The sequence below is a fragment of the Acidovorax lacteus genome, assembly GCF_039540375.1.
Taxonomy (GTDB): domain Bacteria; phylum Pseudomonadota; class Gammaproteobacteria; order Burkholderiales; family Burkholderiaceae_C; genus Acidovorax_G; species Acidovorax_G lacteus.
This window is the reverse complement of record NZ_BAABEX010000009.1, coordinates 24928-38875: the sequence shown is the minus strand read 5'-3', so window position 1 is coordinate 38875 and position 13948 is coordinate 24928. Positions and strand designations below refer to the sequence as shown.

Here is a 13948-nt window from a genome sequence, read left to right as displayed (position 1 = left end):
GCCAGGCCACCGGTGGCGTCCCCCTCCCGCGCCGCGAGAGAGGGGGAAGCGGCGCAGCCGCTCAGGGGGTGTCATGTCGGTACATAGGCCAGGCGCACGTAGATGGGCGCAAAGGCTTCGGCCTGGGTGATCTCGATGAGCGTTTCTTTGGCCAGCTCCAGCAGGGCGATGAAGGTCACCACCAGCACGGTGCCGCCCTTGCTCGGGTCGAACAGGTCTTCAAAGCCCACGTAGCGCTGGCCCTGCAGGCGCTTGAGCACCATGCTCATGTATTCGCGCACCGACAGCTCTTCGCGCGTGATCTTGTGGTGCTGCACGAGCTTGGCGCGCTTCAGGATGTCGCGCCAGGCCTCTTGCAGGTCGGCCACGTGCACATCGGGAAAGCGCGGCTGCAGGCTCTGCTCGATGAAGACCTGCGCCTTCAGAAAATCGCGTCCGTACTGCGGCAGTGCGGCCAGGTCGAGCGCGGCCAGCTTCATCTGCTCGTATTCGAGCAGGCGGCGCACCAGCTCGGCGCGCGGGTCTTCGGCCTCTTCGCTGCCTTCCTGGCGGCGCGGGGGCAGCAGCATGCGCGACTTGATCTCGATGAGCATGGCCGCCATCAGCAGGTATTCGGCCGCCAGCTCCAGGTTGCGGCTGCGGATCTCGTCCACATACGCCAGGTACTGGCGCGTGACGCTCACCATCGGAATGTCGAGGATGTTGAAGTTCTGCTTGCGGATCAGGTAGAGCAGCAGATCCAGCGGGCCTTCAAAGGCTTCGAGAAAGACCTCCAGCGCATCGGGCGGGATGTAGAGGTCGGTGGGCAGGGCAAACAGCGGCTCGCCGTATAGCCGCGCCAGGGCCACCTGGTCCACCACACGCGGCAGGCCGTCGGGGCCGAGCGCGGCGGCGGCCTCGTCGGGGCCGGGGGCACGGTCGGTGGCCTGGGTCATGGGTTTGCTATGAATTTAATAGCTGCTCGTGCTTGGTTTTCAAGCACGAGCAGCCAAAAAAGCGTCAAGGTGCGCAGCGGGGTGTTGGGGCGTGCGCGGCGCTTCGGCCGCTTGGCAGCGCCCGCGCCGGGCGGTGGTCTGCGGTGGGCGCTGGCCTGGTGCGCACCGCAGCCGCCGCGCTCAGTCGTTGTTGGTCTGGTACACGTAAGGCTTCTGGCGCACCTGGGCCTGGCGGAATTCGGCCCAGGCCTGGCGGTCCACCTGCTTGTCCCACAGCAGGGCGCGGCCCTGGCGCTGCTGCTCGTCCAGCTCGGGGCGCTGGGTCTTGAGCTGCTGCAGGAACGCCGTGGCGTCGGAAACGTAATCGGGGCGGCGGAAGAATGGCATGGACTGTTAACCTCTCGGGGCCGCGATTTTACCGGGAGCCCATCCATGACCGTTCGCCTGCCTTCGTTCAACCCTGTCGCCGCATCGGCCCGGGGAGCCGCCACGCGCCATGCGCCGCGCGGGCCGGGGCGGGCAGGCCTCTGGGTGGCCGGGCTGGCAGTGGCCGTGCTGCTGGCGGGCTGCGATGCACAGCGCATGGCCGAGCTGCAACCCGGTGTGTCCACCGAGGCCGACGTGCGCAGCCGCATGGGCGAGCCCCATCGCGTGTGGGACGACGGCAACGGCGCGCGCAGCTTTGAATACCCACGCCAGCCCGCAGGCCAGGTCAATTACATCGCCCGCATTGGGGCCGACGGCAAGCTCATCGCCATCGACCAGGTGCTGCACCCGGCGCAGTTTGCCAAGGTGGTGCCCGGCATGCCCTTTGACGAGGTGGAGCGCCTGCTGGGCATGCCCGCCAGCCGGCAGGTGTACGCGCGCCAGCCCCAGCATGTGCAGGTGACCTGGCGCTACCTGCAGCCGCCCAGCCAGGCCATGGCCTTCACCGCCGTGTTTGGCACCGACGGCCGGGTGCTGAGCACGGCCACGGGCGAGGACACCACCACCCCCGAGATGCGCGGCGGGCGCTGAACCCGCTGCACGGCAGGGCCCGGTGCGGCACGGCAGGCCGCCGCCTCAGCGCGGCGCGGCGTGATCGCCGGTCGGGCCTGCCGCCTGTGTGTCGGCGTCGGGGGGGCCTTCCGGGGCAGCGTTCTGCGCAGGTTCCGCTGCCCGCACCTGCGCCCGCAACTGCGCGCCCAGGCCCGATCGCTCGATCAGCGAGGCCGGCTGCTCGCGCAGGTGCTCGATGCGCAGGCAGCCGCCGCGCTGCTGCACTGCGCGCAGCACTTGCGCCAGCACATCCACGCCCGTGGTGTCCAGTGCCATCAGGTCGCGCGCGTCCAGCACCAGCTCCAGCGGGCCGGGCGCTGCTTCCACCGCCTCCACCACCGGGTCAAGCTTGGCGGCGGCCCCGAAAAACAGCGCGCCTTCCAGCGCCCAGCGCTGGCGCGGCAGGGCCGCAGGCGCGTCGGCCGCCATCGCCGCGCCAGGGGCGGCCTCGGCCACCCGCTCGGCGCGGAACAGCGCGCCCATGCGTTTGACGAACAGCAAGCAGGCCAGCAGCAGGCCGACTTCCACCGCCACCGTCAGGTCGAACACCACCGTAAGCCCAAACGTGCCCACCATCAGCAGCCGGTAGTGCAGGCTGAACTGGCGCAGGCGCACGAATTCGTGCCATTCGCCCATGTTCCAGGCCACAAACAGCAGGATGCCCGCCAGCACCGCCAGCGGAATGTGCAGCGCCAGCGGCGCGGCCAGCAGCACGATGGCCGCCAGCGTGGCCGCGTGCACCATGCCCGCCACAGGCGAGGTGGCCCCGGCGCGGATGTTGGTGACGGTGCGTGCAATCGTGCCCGTGGCGGGCATGCCGCCAAAGAACGGCACCACGAGGTTGGCCACGCCCTGGGCCATCAACTCCTGGTTGGGATCGTGCTTGCGGTGGTGCGGGCCCTGCGCAAGCTGGTCGGCCACGCGCGCGCAGAGCAGCGACTCGATCGCGCCCAGCAGCGCAATCGTGAGCGTGGGGCTGACCAGCTCGCGCGCGGTCTCCCAGGTCAGCGCCGGGATGGCGAAGCCCGGCAGCCCCTGCGGGATGCCGCCAAAGCGCGAGCCGATGGTTTCCACCGGCCACTGCAGGGCCCAGGCCAGCAGGCTCAGCGTGACCAGCGCCACCACCGGGGCGGGCACGCGCACAAAACCGCGCACGGTGCGGCCTTCGAGCACCTTGAGCACCGGCGAACCCTGGCCCCACAGCCGCGGCCATGCAAACAGCCCGGCCACGCACAGCAGCCCGAGCGCCAGCGCGTAGGGGTTGACGGCCTGTGCGTGCGCGGCCAGCGCCTGTACCTGGCCGGCAAAGTGCGCGGGCATGCGCTCAATGGGCAGGCCCAGCAGATCCTTAAGCTGCGACAGCGCAATCAGCACCGCAATGCCGTTGGTGAAGCCGATCACGATGCTCACCGGCACAAAGCGCACCAGCGTGCCCAGGCGCAGCGCGCCCAGCAGCACCAGCAGCGCCCCGGCGCACACGGTGGCGGCCAGCAAGTGGGCCACACCGTAGCGCTCGACGATGCCGTACACCACCACGATGAAGGCCCCGGCCGGACCACCGATCTGCACCTGCGTGCCGCCCAGGGCCGAGATCAGAAACCCCGCCAGGATGGCTGTCCACAACCCGGCTGCGGGCGGTAGGCCACTGGCAATCGCAAAGGCCATGGCCAGCGGCAGCGCGACGATGCCCACCGTGATACCGGCCCCCAGATCGGCCGTCCAGCGCTGGCGGTCGTAGCCCCGCAGGGCGTCCAGCAGGCGGGGGCGAAACGGCGCAAGCGGCGGCATGGTGGGGCTCCGGCAGGTTCAGTGGTGCAGGGGGTGGCAGAGCGGTCGCAGAGGCTGGCTGCGCTGCGGTGGCCGGGCAGCGGGCGGCAGGATGGGCGCTGCGCCCGCGTGGGCCAGGGGGCCGCACAGGGCCGCGGGCGGGCAGGGTGACCGCAAGGGGTCACGGGCAGGCGGGCATCGCATCGGTGTTTTGAGTGTACGCCTGTGTGGGCGCGCGCAGGCCGCTGGCGCGGGCCTTGCTTGCGTTGGTGCATCCGCTTCACCGCCTGCTTTGGCCATGTCCCACCCTATGCCGCCTGCCGCTGCGCCCACCCCGTCCAACGCCGCCGACGCCCCTGCGCCCGGTCTGCGCCACGGCCGCTACGAAGACCTTCAGGCGCTGTTTGCGGGCACGCTGTTCGTGGCCATGGGGCTGATGCTGTTCAACCAGGCCGGGCTGCTGATCGGCAGCACGGCGGGCATCGCCTTTTTGCTGCACTACCTGACGGACGTGAGCTTCGGCAAACTGTTCTTTCTGGTGAACCTGCCGTTCTACGGCTTTGCCTGGAAGCACATGGGCCGCGAGTTCACGCTCAAGACCTTTGGCTGCATTGCGCTGCTGTCGCTCTTGACCGAGCTGTTTCCGCACGTGATGCAGGTGCAGTACGTGAACCCGCTGTTTGCCGCCGTGCTGGCCGGGCTGCTGCTGGGCACGGGCTGCCTGTTTCTGGCACGGCACCGCGCGAGCCTGGGTGGGGCGACCATCGTCTCGCTGTACCTGCAGGAGCGCCACGGCCTGCGCGCCGGGCAGGTGCAACTGGCCATCGACACCACGGTGCTGCTGCTGGCGCTGGCCGTGGTGCCCTGGGAGCGCGTGGCGTACTCGGTGCTGGCGGCGGTGGTGATGAACGTGTTTTTGTGGATCAGCCACCGGCCGGGCCGCTACACCGGCCGCTGAGGCGTGCCTGGGGCCTGGGCGGCTGCCTGGCCCAAAAAGCAAAACAAAAGGGCCCCGAAGGGCCCTGGGGCAGGGCAGGCCGCAGGCCTGCCCCGGGAGCGCGAGGTGCTCAGCGCACGCGCATGCCTGGCTGTGCGCCGGCCACGGGTTCCAGCACGTAGATGCCCGGCTGCTGTTTTTCGTCGGCATGGCTGGCGGCCAGCACCATGCCTTCGGAGATGCCGAACTTCATCTTGCGCGGCGCGAGGTTGGCCACCATCACCGTGTGCTTGCCCACCAGGTCTTCGGGCTGGTAGGCGCTGGCAATGCCGCTGAACACGTTGCGCGTACGGCCTTCGCCCACGTCCAGCGTCAGGCGCAGCAGCTTGGTCGAGCCTTCGACGCGCTCGCATTGCACGATGCGCGCAATGCGCAGGTCCACCTTGGCAAAGTCGTCGATGGTGATCACGGGGGCAATGTCCTCGCCACCGGGTGCTACAACTTCTGTAGCGGCTTGTGCTTGACTTTGCTGGGCTGGGGGCTCAAACAAGGCCTCAAGCTGCTTGAGGTCCACGCGCTGCATCAGGTGCTGGTAGGTGCCGATGCGATGGCCCGCGCCCAGCGGCTGCTGGGCGCTGTCAAAGCGCAGCGGCGCCACCTGCAGGAAGCCTTCGACCTGCGCGGCCAGCGCAGGCAACACGGGCTTGAGCAGGATGGTGAGGATGCGGAAGGCCTCGATGCAGGTGGTGCACACGTCGTGCAGGCGGGCTTCCATGCCGTCCTGCTTGGCCAGCTCCCAGGGCTTGTTCTGGTCCACGTACTCGTTCACGCGGTCGGCCAGCAGCATGGTTTCGCGCAAGGCCTTGCCGTACTCGCGCTCGGCCAGCAGTTCGACAATGGCCGGGGCGGCTGCGCGCAGGTGTTCGAGCAGCGCATCGCCGTCGGCCGACACCTCGCCCAGGGCGCCGCCAAAGCGCTTGCTGATGAAGCCGGCCGCGCGGCTGGCGATGTTGACGTACTTGCCGATCAGGTCGCTGTTGACGCGCGCCAGGAAGTCGTCGGCGTTGAAGTCGATGTCTTCGTTGCGCGCGCTGAGCTTGGCCGCCAGGTAGTAGCGCAGCCATTCGGCGTTCATGCCCAGGCTCAGGTACTTGAGCGGGTCCAGCCCCGTGCCGCGGCTCTTGCTCATCTTCTCGCCGTTGTTCACCGTGAGGAAGCCGTGCACGAACACGCTATTGGGCACCTTGCGGCCGCTGAACTTGAGCATGGCCGGCCAGAACAGCGTGTGGAAGGTCACGATGTCCTTGCCGATGAAGTGGTACTGCTCCAGCTGCGGGTCGGCCATGTAGGCGGCGTAGTCTTCGCCGCGGCGCGCCAGCAGGTTCTTGAGCGAGGCCAGGTAGCCAATCGGCGCGTCCAGCCACACATAGAAGTATTTGCCCGGCGCACCCGGAATCTCGATACCGAAGTAAGGCGCATCGCGCGAGATGTCCCAGTCGCCCAGGCCTTCGCTGGTGGTGCCGTCGGGGTTGGTGCGCACGCTGAACCATTCCTTGACTTTGTTGGCCACCTCGGGCTGCAGGCGGCCGTCCTGCGTCCAGTCTTCAAGAAACGCCACGCAGCGCGGGTCCGACAGTTTGAAGAAGAAATGGTCCGAACTCTTGAGCACGGGCTTGGCACCCGACAGTGCCGAGTACGGCTCGATCAGGTCGGTGGGCGCGTACACCGCGCCGCAGTTCTCGCAGTTGTCGCCATATTGGTCTTTGGCGTGGCAGCGGGGGCATTCGCCCTTGATGAAGCGGTCGGGCAGGAACATGTTCTTCTCGGGGTCGAAGAACTGTTCGATGGTGCGGGTCTCGATCAGGCCGTTGGCCTTGAGGTCCAGGTAGATCTGCTGGGCCAGTTCGTGGTTTTCGGGCGCATCGGTGCTGTGCCAGTTGTCGAACTGGATGTGAAAGCCGTCCAGGTACTGCTTGCGGCCCGCGGCAATGTCGGCCACGAACTGCTGCGGCGTCTTGCCGGCCTTTTCGGCCGCAATCATGATGGGCGCGCCGTGCGTGTCGTCGGCGCCGACGAAGTTCACCTCGTGGCCCAGCAGCCGCTGCGTGCGCACCCAGATGTCGGCCTGGATGTACTCCATGATGTGGCCGATGTGGAAGTTGCCGTTGGCATAGGGCAGGGCGGTGGTGACAAACAGTTTGCGTGCGGGCATGGGTCCAGCTCTCGGGGGCGGTAGCGCTCGGCGGCGAAACCCGCGATTTTAGGGCGGCGGCCCAAGCCCCTGCCGTCTGTCGCGCGGGCGTCCACGGCTGCGCATTCGGCGCTTGCCAGCGCCGCGGCCTGGGGCGACGATCTGCACCATCCTTGTGCGCCCCGCATGTGCGGGGCCAGGGTCTGCTTCTGCTGAGCTCTGCCATGTATTCCAGCCCGCCCCGCCCGATCCCCACCCAACGTCCCTCTGCCTGGCCCCGCGTGCTCGGTGCTGTGGGCGTGGTGGCGCTGGCGCTGGTGGCCTATCTGGCCGCCTGGCCGGTGCCCATTGAGCCTGTGGCCTGGCGCGCGCCGCCTGCACAGGGCTATGTGGGCGTGCACGCGCCCAACGAGCGCCTGAAGGGCCTCAAGACCATCGACCTGGGCGGCGAGATCGGCCCCGAGCACATTGCCTTCGGGCCCGACGGCAAGCTCTACACCACGGTGGCCAGCGGCGCCATCCTGCGCATGAACGCCGACGGCAGCGGCCGCAGCGTGTTTGCGCGCACCGGCGGGCGCGTGCTGGGCTTTGACTTCGACGCCCGCGGCCGCCTGATCGCGGCCGATGCCATGCGCGGCCTGCTCGCGATTACGCCCGACGGCCGCGTGGAGGTGCTGGCCGACCGTGTGGACGGCGACCCGATCCGCTACGCCGACGCCGTGGTGGTAGCCCCCAACGGCCGCATGTACCTGAGCGATGCCTCCACCCGCTTTGCCCCGGCCGACTGGGGCGGCACCTTCGAGGCCAGCGTGCTCGACATCCTGGAGCAGCGCAGCACCGGCCGCGTGCTCGAATACGACCCGGCCACGCGCCGCACCCGTGTGGTGGCCCAGGGCCTGAGCTTTGCCAACGGTGTGGCGCTGAGCGCCGACGGCCGCCACCTGTTTGTGAACGAGACCGGCAAGTACCGGGTGTGGAAGATTGCGGTGGACGCCGACCGGCTTGACCTGCTGGCCCCAGCGCCCGGCCCCAAGGCCCGGGTGCTGCTCGACAACCTGCCCGGCTACCCCGACAACCTGATGCGTGGGCGCGACGGCCGCATCTGGCTGGGCTTTGCCAAGCCGCGCAACCCCACCATCGACGCCATGGCGGGCAAGCCCTGGCTGCGCAGTGTCACGCTGCGGCTCCCGCGCGCGCTCTGGCCCATTCCCAAGGCCTATGGCCATGTGATCGCCTTCACCGAAGACGGCCGCATCGTGGCCGACCTGCAAGACCCTTCGGGCGCCTACCCCGAAACCACCGCCATCACCGAAACCGCCGACCGCTGGTACGTGCAGAGCCTGCACGCGCCGGTGCTGGGCTGGCTGCCCAAGCCCTGAACGCAGGGCCCCAGCCGCGCCCGGCGCATGGGCCCCTGATGCGGATTCCGGCCGTGGTGGCCATGGACCTGCGTGCCGCAGGTTGTAACTGGATGTGCCATGATCGTTGGCACTTTGGGATGTGCTGCTTCGAGCTGCGCAGACCTCGCCCGCCTTTATCCCGTCCTGTTCTCCATGCCTCGTTCTGGTCTCAAGCGCTTTCGCGGATTGCCGAGTATTTGCCTGCAGGTCCGTTCGTTGTGCCGTGGAGGCACCGTGGCGGCGTTTGCCTTGGCCGCTTGGGCGGCGTGCACGCCGCTGCGGGCTGCGCCGGTGATCACCACCATCGCCGAAGATTCTTTCGCGTACACGGCCAACGCTCCCTTGCCCGGCAACAACGGCGGCACGGGATGGTCTGGGCCCTGGGCGTCGGACAGCAACTTCTTCACGAGTTTTAACGTGGGGGCTGCCAGCCTGACCGTGCCCGGGCTGACCAGTAGCGGGGGGCGCATCGTGTTCCGCACGGGCGGCTCGCTGCTCAACGACTCGGCCCGGTCCTTGCCTTTGCAGAACACGGGGGTGGTGTTCGTGCAGTTTCTCTCGCAATTCAGCACACAGTCGGGTGGTGGCACCCCGTCCATCCGGCTGTTTTCGGGTAGTACGATCGCGGGCGGTGCGGGCAACAACGGGTCCTGTGGCAGCCCGGTGTACGCCATTCTGGACAGTACCCTGCAAGCGCCGATTGCGTCGGCGTGCAGCACCGTGCCACTGAGTACGCTGGCCGCGGTGGTGCTGCGCATCGACTACACGGCCAACAACACCCGCATGTGGGTGCTGTCCAGTCTCACCGGCTTTGACTACCTGAATCCGCCCGCGCCCTCGGCCGAGTACGCCGGACTGGCGCCGGCCTTCAACAAGATCGCGGTCTACACCCGCAACCCGGGCACCCTGGACGAACTCAAGGTGTTCCGCGTGTCCGAGAGTCCTGCGGCGCCGCAGCCGGTGCCGGTGGGCGGCCTGGCCCTGTGGGGTGCGATGGCAGGCGCGTTGGCACTGTTGGCGGCAAGGCGCCTGCACAGCAAGCGCTGACGCAGGCGCGTCGGCCACGCGACAAGACTCGCATGACCGACCACATGCCCCCCGCAGCGCCCATGGGGTGCGCAGTGCGTGCCTTCGGGCACGAGGGACGCTTGGCACGACGCTCTGCAGTCTGCGCGGGCACGGCTCTGGCAGACTACTGCGTTGCCATTCCTGCCAATCGCCGCGCGATCGGATGCAAAACCGCCTCGTGCCCCCTGATTGGCATCCGCGCATCCTTGCGAGGCTTGTGCAGAGCCTCCCTAGCGGTGTTCGCGCCGCTGCACCGGATCGCCCCGGTCGTGCCAGCCGAAGAAGCGGCACACCGCGTCGCGCTGCGCCAGCGTGTCGGCACGGCCCAGTTCCATCAGTTCGCGCGTGTAGCCCTGCTCGAACAGCAGGTAGCTGGCCAGTGCCGCGCCGCGCACGTCGGCCATGTTGGAGGTGACGCCCAGCGCCCCGAGCATGGCCCGCACCGGCCGCGGCAGGTCGCCCACGTGGCGCGCGGCCACGGCGTCCAGCCGCTGCGACGGGGCGATCACCAGCAGGTCAATCGGGCGCAGCGCGCTGTGCACGCGGGCCTCGGGCGGAATCAGCGACAGCGTCTGGTTGATGCGCAGTACGCGCTCCACGTCCACGGCCAGTGCGTCCAGAAAAATGTTGGACAGCGCATGGCCTGCGATCTGCGCAAGTGACGGATAGGTGGGGGTTGCGGCGGTGCTGCTGGGGTCTTTGGGCTCGTGCATGCGCCCAGCCCCGATCACGACAATGCGCTCAGCTCCCAGGTGGATGGCCGGTGCTATGGGCGCCGACTGCCGCATGGAGCCGTCGCCAAAGAACTCGGTGCGGCCGTCCATGTGGATGGCCTTGGCCGGAAACACGAACGGAATCGCCGACGAGGCCAGCAGGTGCTCGTGGGTGATGCGGTCTCGCGCCGCGCGGCGCTGCGAGCGCACCCAGGGTTGCAGTTCGGCCTGCGTTTCAAAGAAGGTGACGTGCTCGCCCGTGGTGTAGCTCGACGCGGTGACAGCCAGCGCCTTCAGGTGCCCCTGGCGCAGCAGCCGCGGCAGGCGCACCAGCGGCACCATCTTGGTCAGCAGGTGTTCGAGTGGGGTGTTGTCGAGCAGCGAGCGCGGCCGCATGCGCCGCCAACGGGCCAGCGCCCAGCCCAGCGACAGCAGCGTGAGCCAGCGTGCCCCGCTGCGCGCGACGCTCAGGGAGTCGGCTCCGTACACATGGTGGGCGTGGAAATTGCGCCACACCCGGGCCACGCGGCGCACCGCGCGGTCAAAGTTGTCGGCCCCGCAGGCCAGCGCGGCGGCGTTGATCGCCCCTGCCGACGTGCCGGTGATGATGGGAAAGGGGTTGGGCTCGCGCTCGGCCCCGCAGGTGCGGCGCAGGTCGGCAATGGCTTCGAGCACGCCCACCTGGTAGGCTGCGCGCGCGCCGCCACCGGTGAGCAGCAGGCCGGTGGGCGATGCAGTGTCAGGGGGCGTGGGCATGGGTGGGCATCGTGGGTCTGCCCAACAGTGTTCGGGCGCCCGCCGCTGCCCGCCATGCGGGAAAGCCCGGGGATGCGCGGCCTGCGTTCAGCGCGACGCGATCAGCAGCGCCCCGATGGCATTCCCGTCGAGCACGGTGATGCCGTGGTCGCGCGCAAAGATGCGCGCACTGTCGCTGAGCGTGCCGTTGCCCGCCAGATACAGGCCACTGTCTGCACCCTCGCGCTGGATGGCCGCATGCAGCTCGCGAAGCGGCTCCACACCGTGGGTGGCTGCCTTCCAGCGGCGCGCGCTCACCAGCGTGATCCGTCCGTTGCGCTCCAGGCGCCAATCGGCTGCGTTACTGCCCAGCGCCTGCACGCTGTAGCCGCCGCGCTCCCACGTGCGCTGCAGCCGTTCAGACGCGGCGCGCGACGGCAGTGCAGCGAGCCCAGCAAGGGCCTCTGCGACCTTGGCGGCGCTGGGCTGGCGCCACTGCCGCCAGGCGGCCATGCAGCCGATCACCACGAAAGGCAGCGAGGTCAGTGCGCCTACGATGGCGAAGTCGGTGCGCAGCAACGCAAACGACAGCGCCACGATGGCGCCGACCACGGCGAAGCTGACCCACCACGGCGAGCGCAGCAGGATGGCGAACAGTGAATTGGGTGCGGGCTTGAATTTCACGGGTACGGGGGCCTGTTCACACTATTTTTGCCTGTGCGAAGGCCATGGAAAAGGCGCCAATCTAGGCGCGTGACGACGCCAAGGCCGGGGCCTTGGCTAGAAATGCAACAACGAGTGGCGCCTTTTCCATGGCCTTCCCTTCGGGTTGCAACCCAAAAGAGCCATCCGCGTCGTTGCCAAGCCTCGCTGGGGCCGCACCCCAGCTTCTTTTGGCGACTAGCGCTTGGCTCTTTCGGATTGCAACGCATCTGGCAAAAATTGTGTGAGCAGGCCTTAGTGTGGACGATGTCGGTGATGCGGCGCGCATTGTCCCCCACGGCGCGAGGGTGGGTCGCAGCGCCTAGACTAACGGCCCCCACAGGAGAATTCGAATGGCAGTCACCGAACAAGCCCTCATGGCCGCACTGGCCAGCGTGCAGGACCCCCACACCGGCAAGGATTTCGTATCGTCGCGCGCAGTGCGCAACGTACAGATCGACGGCGGCGACGTGGCCTTTGACGTGGAATTGGGCTATCCCGCGCGCAGCATCGAGGGCGATCTGCGCCGCGCCCTGGTGGCCGCTGCGCGCGGTGTGCCCGGGGTGGACAACGTGTCGGTGCGCATCCAGACGAACGTGGTGGCGCATGCGGTACAGCGCGGCGTGCAGCTGCTGCCGCAGGTCAAGAACATCATTGCCGTGGCGTCGGGCAAGGGCGGCGTGGGCAAAAGCACCACCGCCGCCAACCTGGCCCTGGCCCTGGCCGCCGAGGGCGCGCGCGTGGGCGTGCTCGACGCCGACATCTACGGCCCGAGCCAGCCCATGATGCTGGGCATTGCCCGCCGCCCCGAAAGCGACGACGGCAAGACCATGGAGCCGCTCGAAAACTACGGCGTGCAGGTCATGTCGATCGGCTTCCTGATCGACCCCGACGAGGCCATGATCTGGCGCGGCCCCATGGCCACGCAGGCGCTCGAGCAATTGCTGCGCCAGACCAACTGGAAGGAACTGGACTACCTGATCGTGGACATGCCCCCGGGCACGGGCGACATCCAGCTCACGCTCTCGCAGCGCGTGCCCATGACGGGCGCGGTCATCGTCACCACCCCGCAAGACATCGCGCTGCTCGACGCCAAGAAGGGCATCAAGATGTTCGAGAAGGTGGGCGTGCCCATCCTGGGCATCGTCGAGAACATGGCGGTGCACGTGTGCAGCCAGTGCGGCCACACCGAGCACATCTTCGGCGCCGATGGGGGCAAGAAGATGGCCGCGCAGTACGGCATGGACTACCTGGGCGCGCTGCCGTTGGACATGCAGATCCGCCTGCAGGCCGACAGCGGCAAGCCCACGGTGGTCTCCGACCCCGACAGCGAGGTGGCCGCGATCTACCGCAAGGTGGCGCGCGACGTGGCGGTGAAGATCGCGCAGAAGGCCAAAGACTTCTCGTCCAAGTTTCCCACCATCTCGGTCAGCAAGAACACCTGAAGTCCCCACCGCGCGCCCCCGGCCATGAACCTGCTGACCGCGCTGCGCTACCTGGTGGCGCTGCAGGAGCACCGGCACTTTGGCCGCGCGGCGCAGGCCTGCCACATCACGCAACCTGCGCTGTCGAACGCGCTGCGCGCGGTGGAGCGCGAATTTGGCGTGGCCGTGGTGCGCCGTGCGCGGCAGTTTGAGGGCTTCACGCCGGAAGGCGAGCGCGTGCTGGCCGCCGCCCGCCGCATGCTGCGCGAGCACGAGGCGCTCACGCAGGAGCTGGCCAGCGACGCTCTGGGTCCGCGCGGCCGCCTGCGCCTGGCCGCCGTGCCCACGGCCATGCCGCTGCTGGCGCGCTTTGCAGCCCGGCTGCGCGCGCGGCACCCGGGCATCGTGCCCCAGGTGCTGGCCATGAGTTCGCAGGCGCTGGAAGACGGCCTGCAGGCCTTGTCGGTGGACCTGGCGCTGGGCTACCTCGACCGCCTGCCGCCCGACCGCGCGGCCCTGGCCGCCTGGCCCCAATACACCGAGCACTACCACCTGCTGCAGGCCGACGAGCGCGCCCCCGCCCTGGCTGCGGGCCCGCCATTGGCCTGGGCCGACGCCGCCCGGCTGCCGCTGTGCCTGCTCACGCCCGACATGCACAACCGCCGCATCGTGGACGCGGCCTTCGAGCGCGCGGGCGTGGCCGTGCAACCCGCCATCGAGACCGATTCGGTGCTGGCCCTGGCTCTCACGGTGGCCGCAGGCGGCGTGGTCAGCGTGCTGCCTGGGGCCGTGGTGGCCGCGCTGCGCGGCCAAGCCGGGTTGCGCGCGCACCCGCTGGTGTCTCCCGTGGTGCAGACGCCCATGGGCTTCATCGCCCACGCGCGCCAGGCCCCGCCGCGTGCGCTGCAGGCCGCTCTGGCGCTGGTGCAAGACGCCGACTGGCAGCGCGAAGCGGCGGCCCACAGCGGCCCGCAGCCGGTGCCGGGCGATTCAGCCGCGTGATCGCGCCATACATCCATCTGATTTGACGCGCCGCGC

12 protein-coding genes are annotated in these 13948 nt (G+C 69.0%); 6 read left to right on the top strand and 6 right to left on the bottom strand.

What is annotated here, in order from left to right:
• Positions 1-71: 71 nt before the first annotated feature.
• Entirely contained in the window at positions 72-935 is an 864-nt protein-coding gene (locus tag ABD866_RS07645; protein WP_345062830.1) for a segregation and condensation protein A, read from the bottom strand.
• Between the two features lie 180 nt (positions 936-1115).
• The gene (locus ABD866_RS07640; RefSeq protein WP_345062828.1) at positions 1116-1322 is read right to left on the bottom strand and encodes a DUF3460 family protein; all 207 of its coding nucleotides are present in this window, start codon (positions 1320-1322) and stop codon (positions 1116-1118) included.
• A gap of 45 nt (positions 1323-1367) precedes the next feature.
• On the opposite strand from ABD866_RS07640, the gene ABD866_RS07635 reads away from it, so the two are divergent.
• Positions 1368-1952 (top strand): outer membrane protein assembly factor BamE, encoded by a 585-nt coding sequence (locus tag ABD866_RS07635; RefSeq protein WP_345062826.1) that lies wholly within the window; start codon positions 1368-1370, stop codon positions 1950-1952.
• Between the two features lie 45 nt (positions 1953-1997).
• Here the strand turns inward: ABD866_RS07635 and ABD866_RS07630 are convergent, their stop codons facing one another.
• Complete coding sequence (locus ABD866_RS07630) at positions 1998-3761, bottom strand: SulP family inorganic anion transporter (RefSeq protein WP_345062824.1); 1764 nt, start codon at positions 3759-3761, stop codon at positions 1998-2000.
• A 277-nt stretch (positions 3762-4038) separates the two neighbouring features.
• Between ABD866_RS07630 and ABD866_RS07625 the strand changes: the two genes are divergently transcribed.
• Entirely contained in the window at positions 4039-4698 is a 660-nt protein-coding gene (locus tag ABD866_RS07625) for a YitT family protein (protein WP_425549560.1), read from the top strand.
• 109 nt (positions 4699-4807) lie between these two features.
• On the opposite strand, the gene metG is transcribed toward ABD866_RS07625, so the two are convergent.
• On the bottom strand, positions 4808-6889 hold the full coding sequence (gene metG / locus ABD866_RS07620) for a methionine--tRNA ligase (RefSeq protein WP_345062822.1): 2082 nt from the start codon (positions 6887-6889) through the stop codon (positions 4808-4810).
• A gap of 287 nt (positions 6890-7176) precedes the next feature.
• Between metG and ABD866_RS07615 the strand changes: the two genes are divergently transcribed.
• Together ABD866_RS07615 and ABD866_RS07610 are read left to right on the top strand one after the other, a co-directional pair.
• The gene (locus ABD866_RS07615) at positions 7177-8247 is read left to right on the top strand and encodes an SMP-30/gluconolactonase/LRE family protein (RefSeq protein ID WP_345063024.1); all 1071 of its coding nucleotides are present in this window, start codon (positions 7177-7179) and stop codon (positions 8245-8247) included.
• Positions 8248-8421: 174 nt separating this feature from the next.
• Positions 8422-9315, top strand: coding sequence for a hypothetical protein (locus ABD866_RS07610; protein WP_345062820.1), 894 nt, complete (start codon positions 8422-8424; stop codon positions 9313-9315).
• Between the two features lie 251 nt (positions 9316-9566).
• On the opposite strand, the gene ABD866_RS07605 is transcribed toward ABD866_RS07610, so the two are convergent.
• The gene (locus tag ABD866_RS07605) at positions 9567-10805 is read right to left on the bottom strand and encodes a patatin-like phospholipase family protein (protein ID WP_345062818.1); all 1239 of its coding nucleotides are present in this window, start codon (positions 10803-10805) and stop codon (positions 9567-9569) included.
• Between the two features lie 87 nt (positions 10806-10892).
• Positions 10893-11468, bottom strand: coding sequence for a restriction endonuclease (locus ABD866_RS07600; RefSeq protein WP_345062816.1), 576 nt, complete (start codon positions 11466-11468; stop codon positions 10893-10895).
• Positions 11469-11839: 371 nt separating this feature from the next.
• Between ABD866_RS07600 and apbC the strand changes: the two genes are divergently transcribed.
• Together apbC and ABD866_RS07590 are read left to right on the top strand one after the other, a co-directional pair.
• A complete protein-coding gene (apbC, locus tag ABD866_RS07595) occupies positions 11840-12931 on the top strand; it encodes an iron-sulfur cluster carrier protein ApbC (RefSeq protein WP_345062814.1) in 1092 nt (363 codons plus the stop codon).
• Between the two features lie 24 nt (positions 12932-12955).
• Positions 12956-13912 carry a LysR family transcriptional regulator gene (locus ABD866_RS07590; protein ID WP_345062812.1) on the top strand — a complete coding sequence of 319 codons (957 nt, stop codon included), beginning with the start codon at positions 12956-12958 and terminating at the stop codon, positions 13910-13912.
• Positions 13913-13948 lie beyond the last annotated feature (36 nt).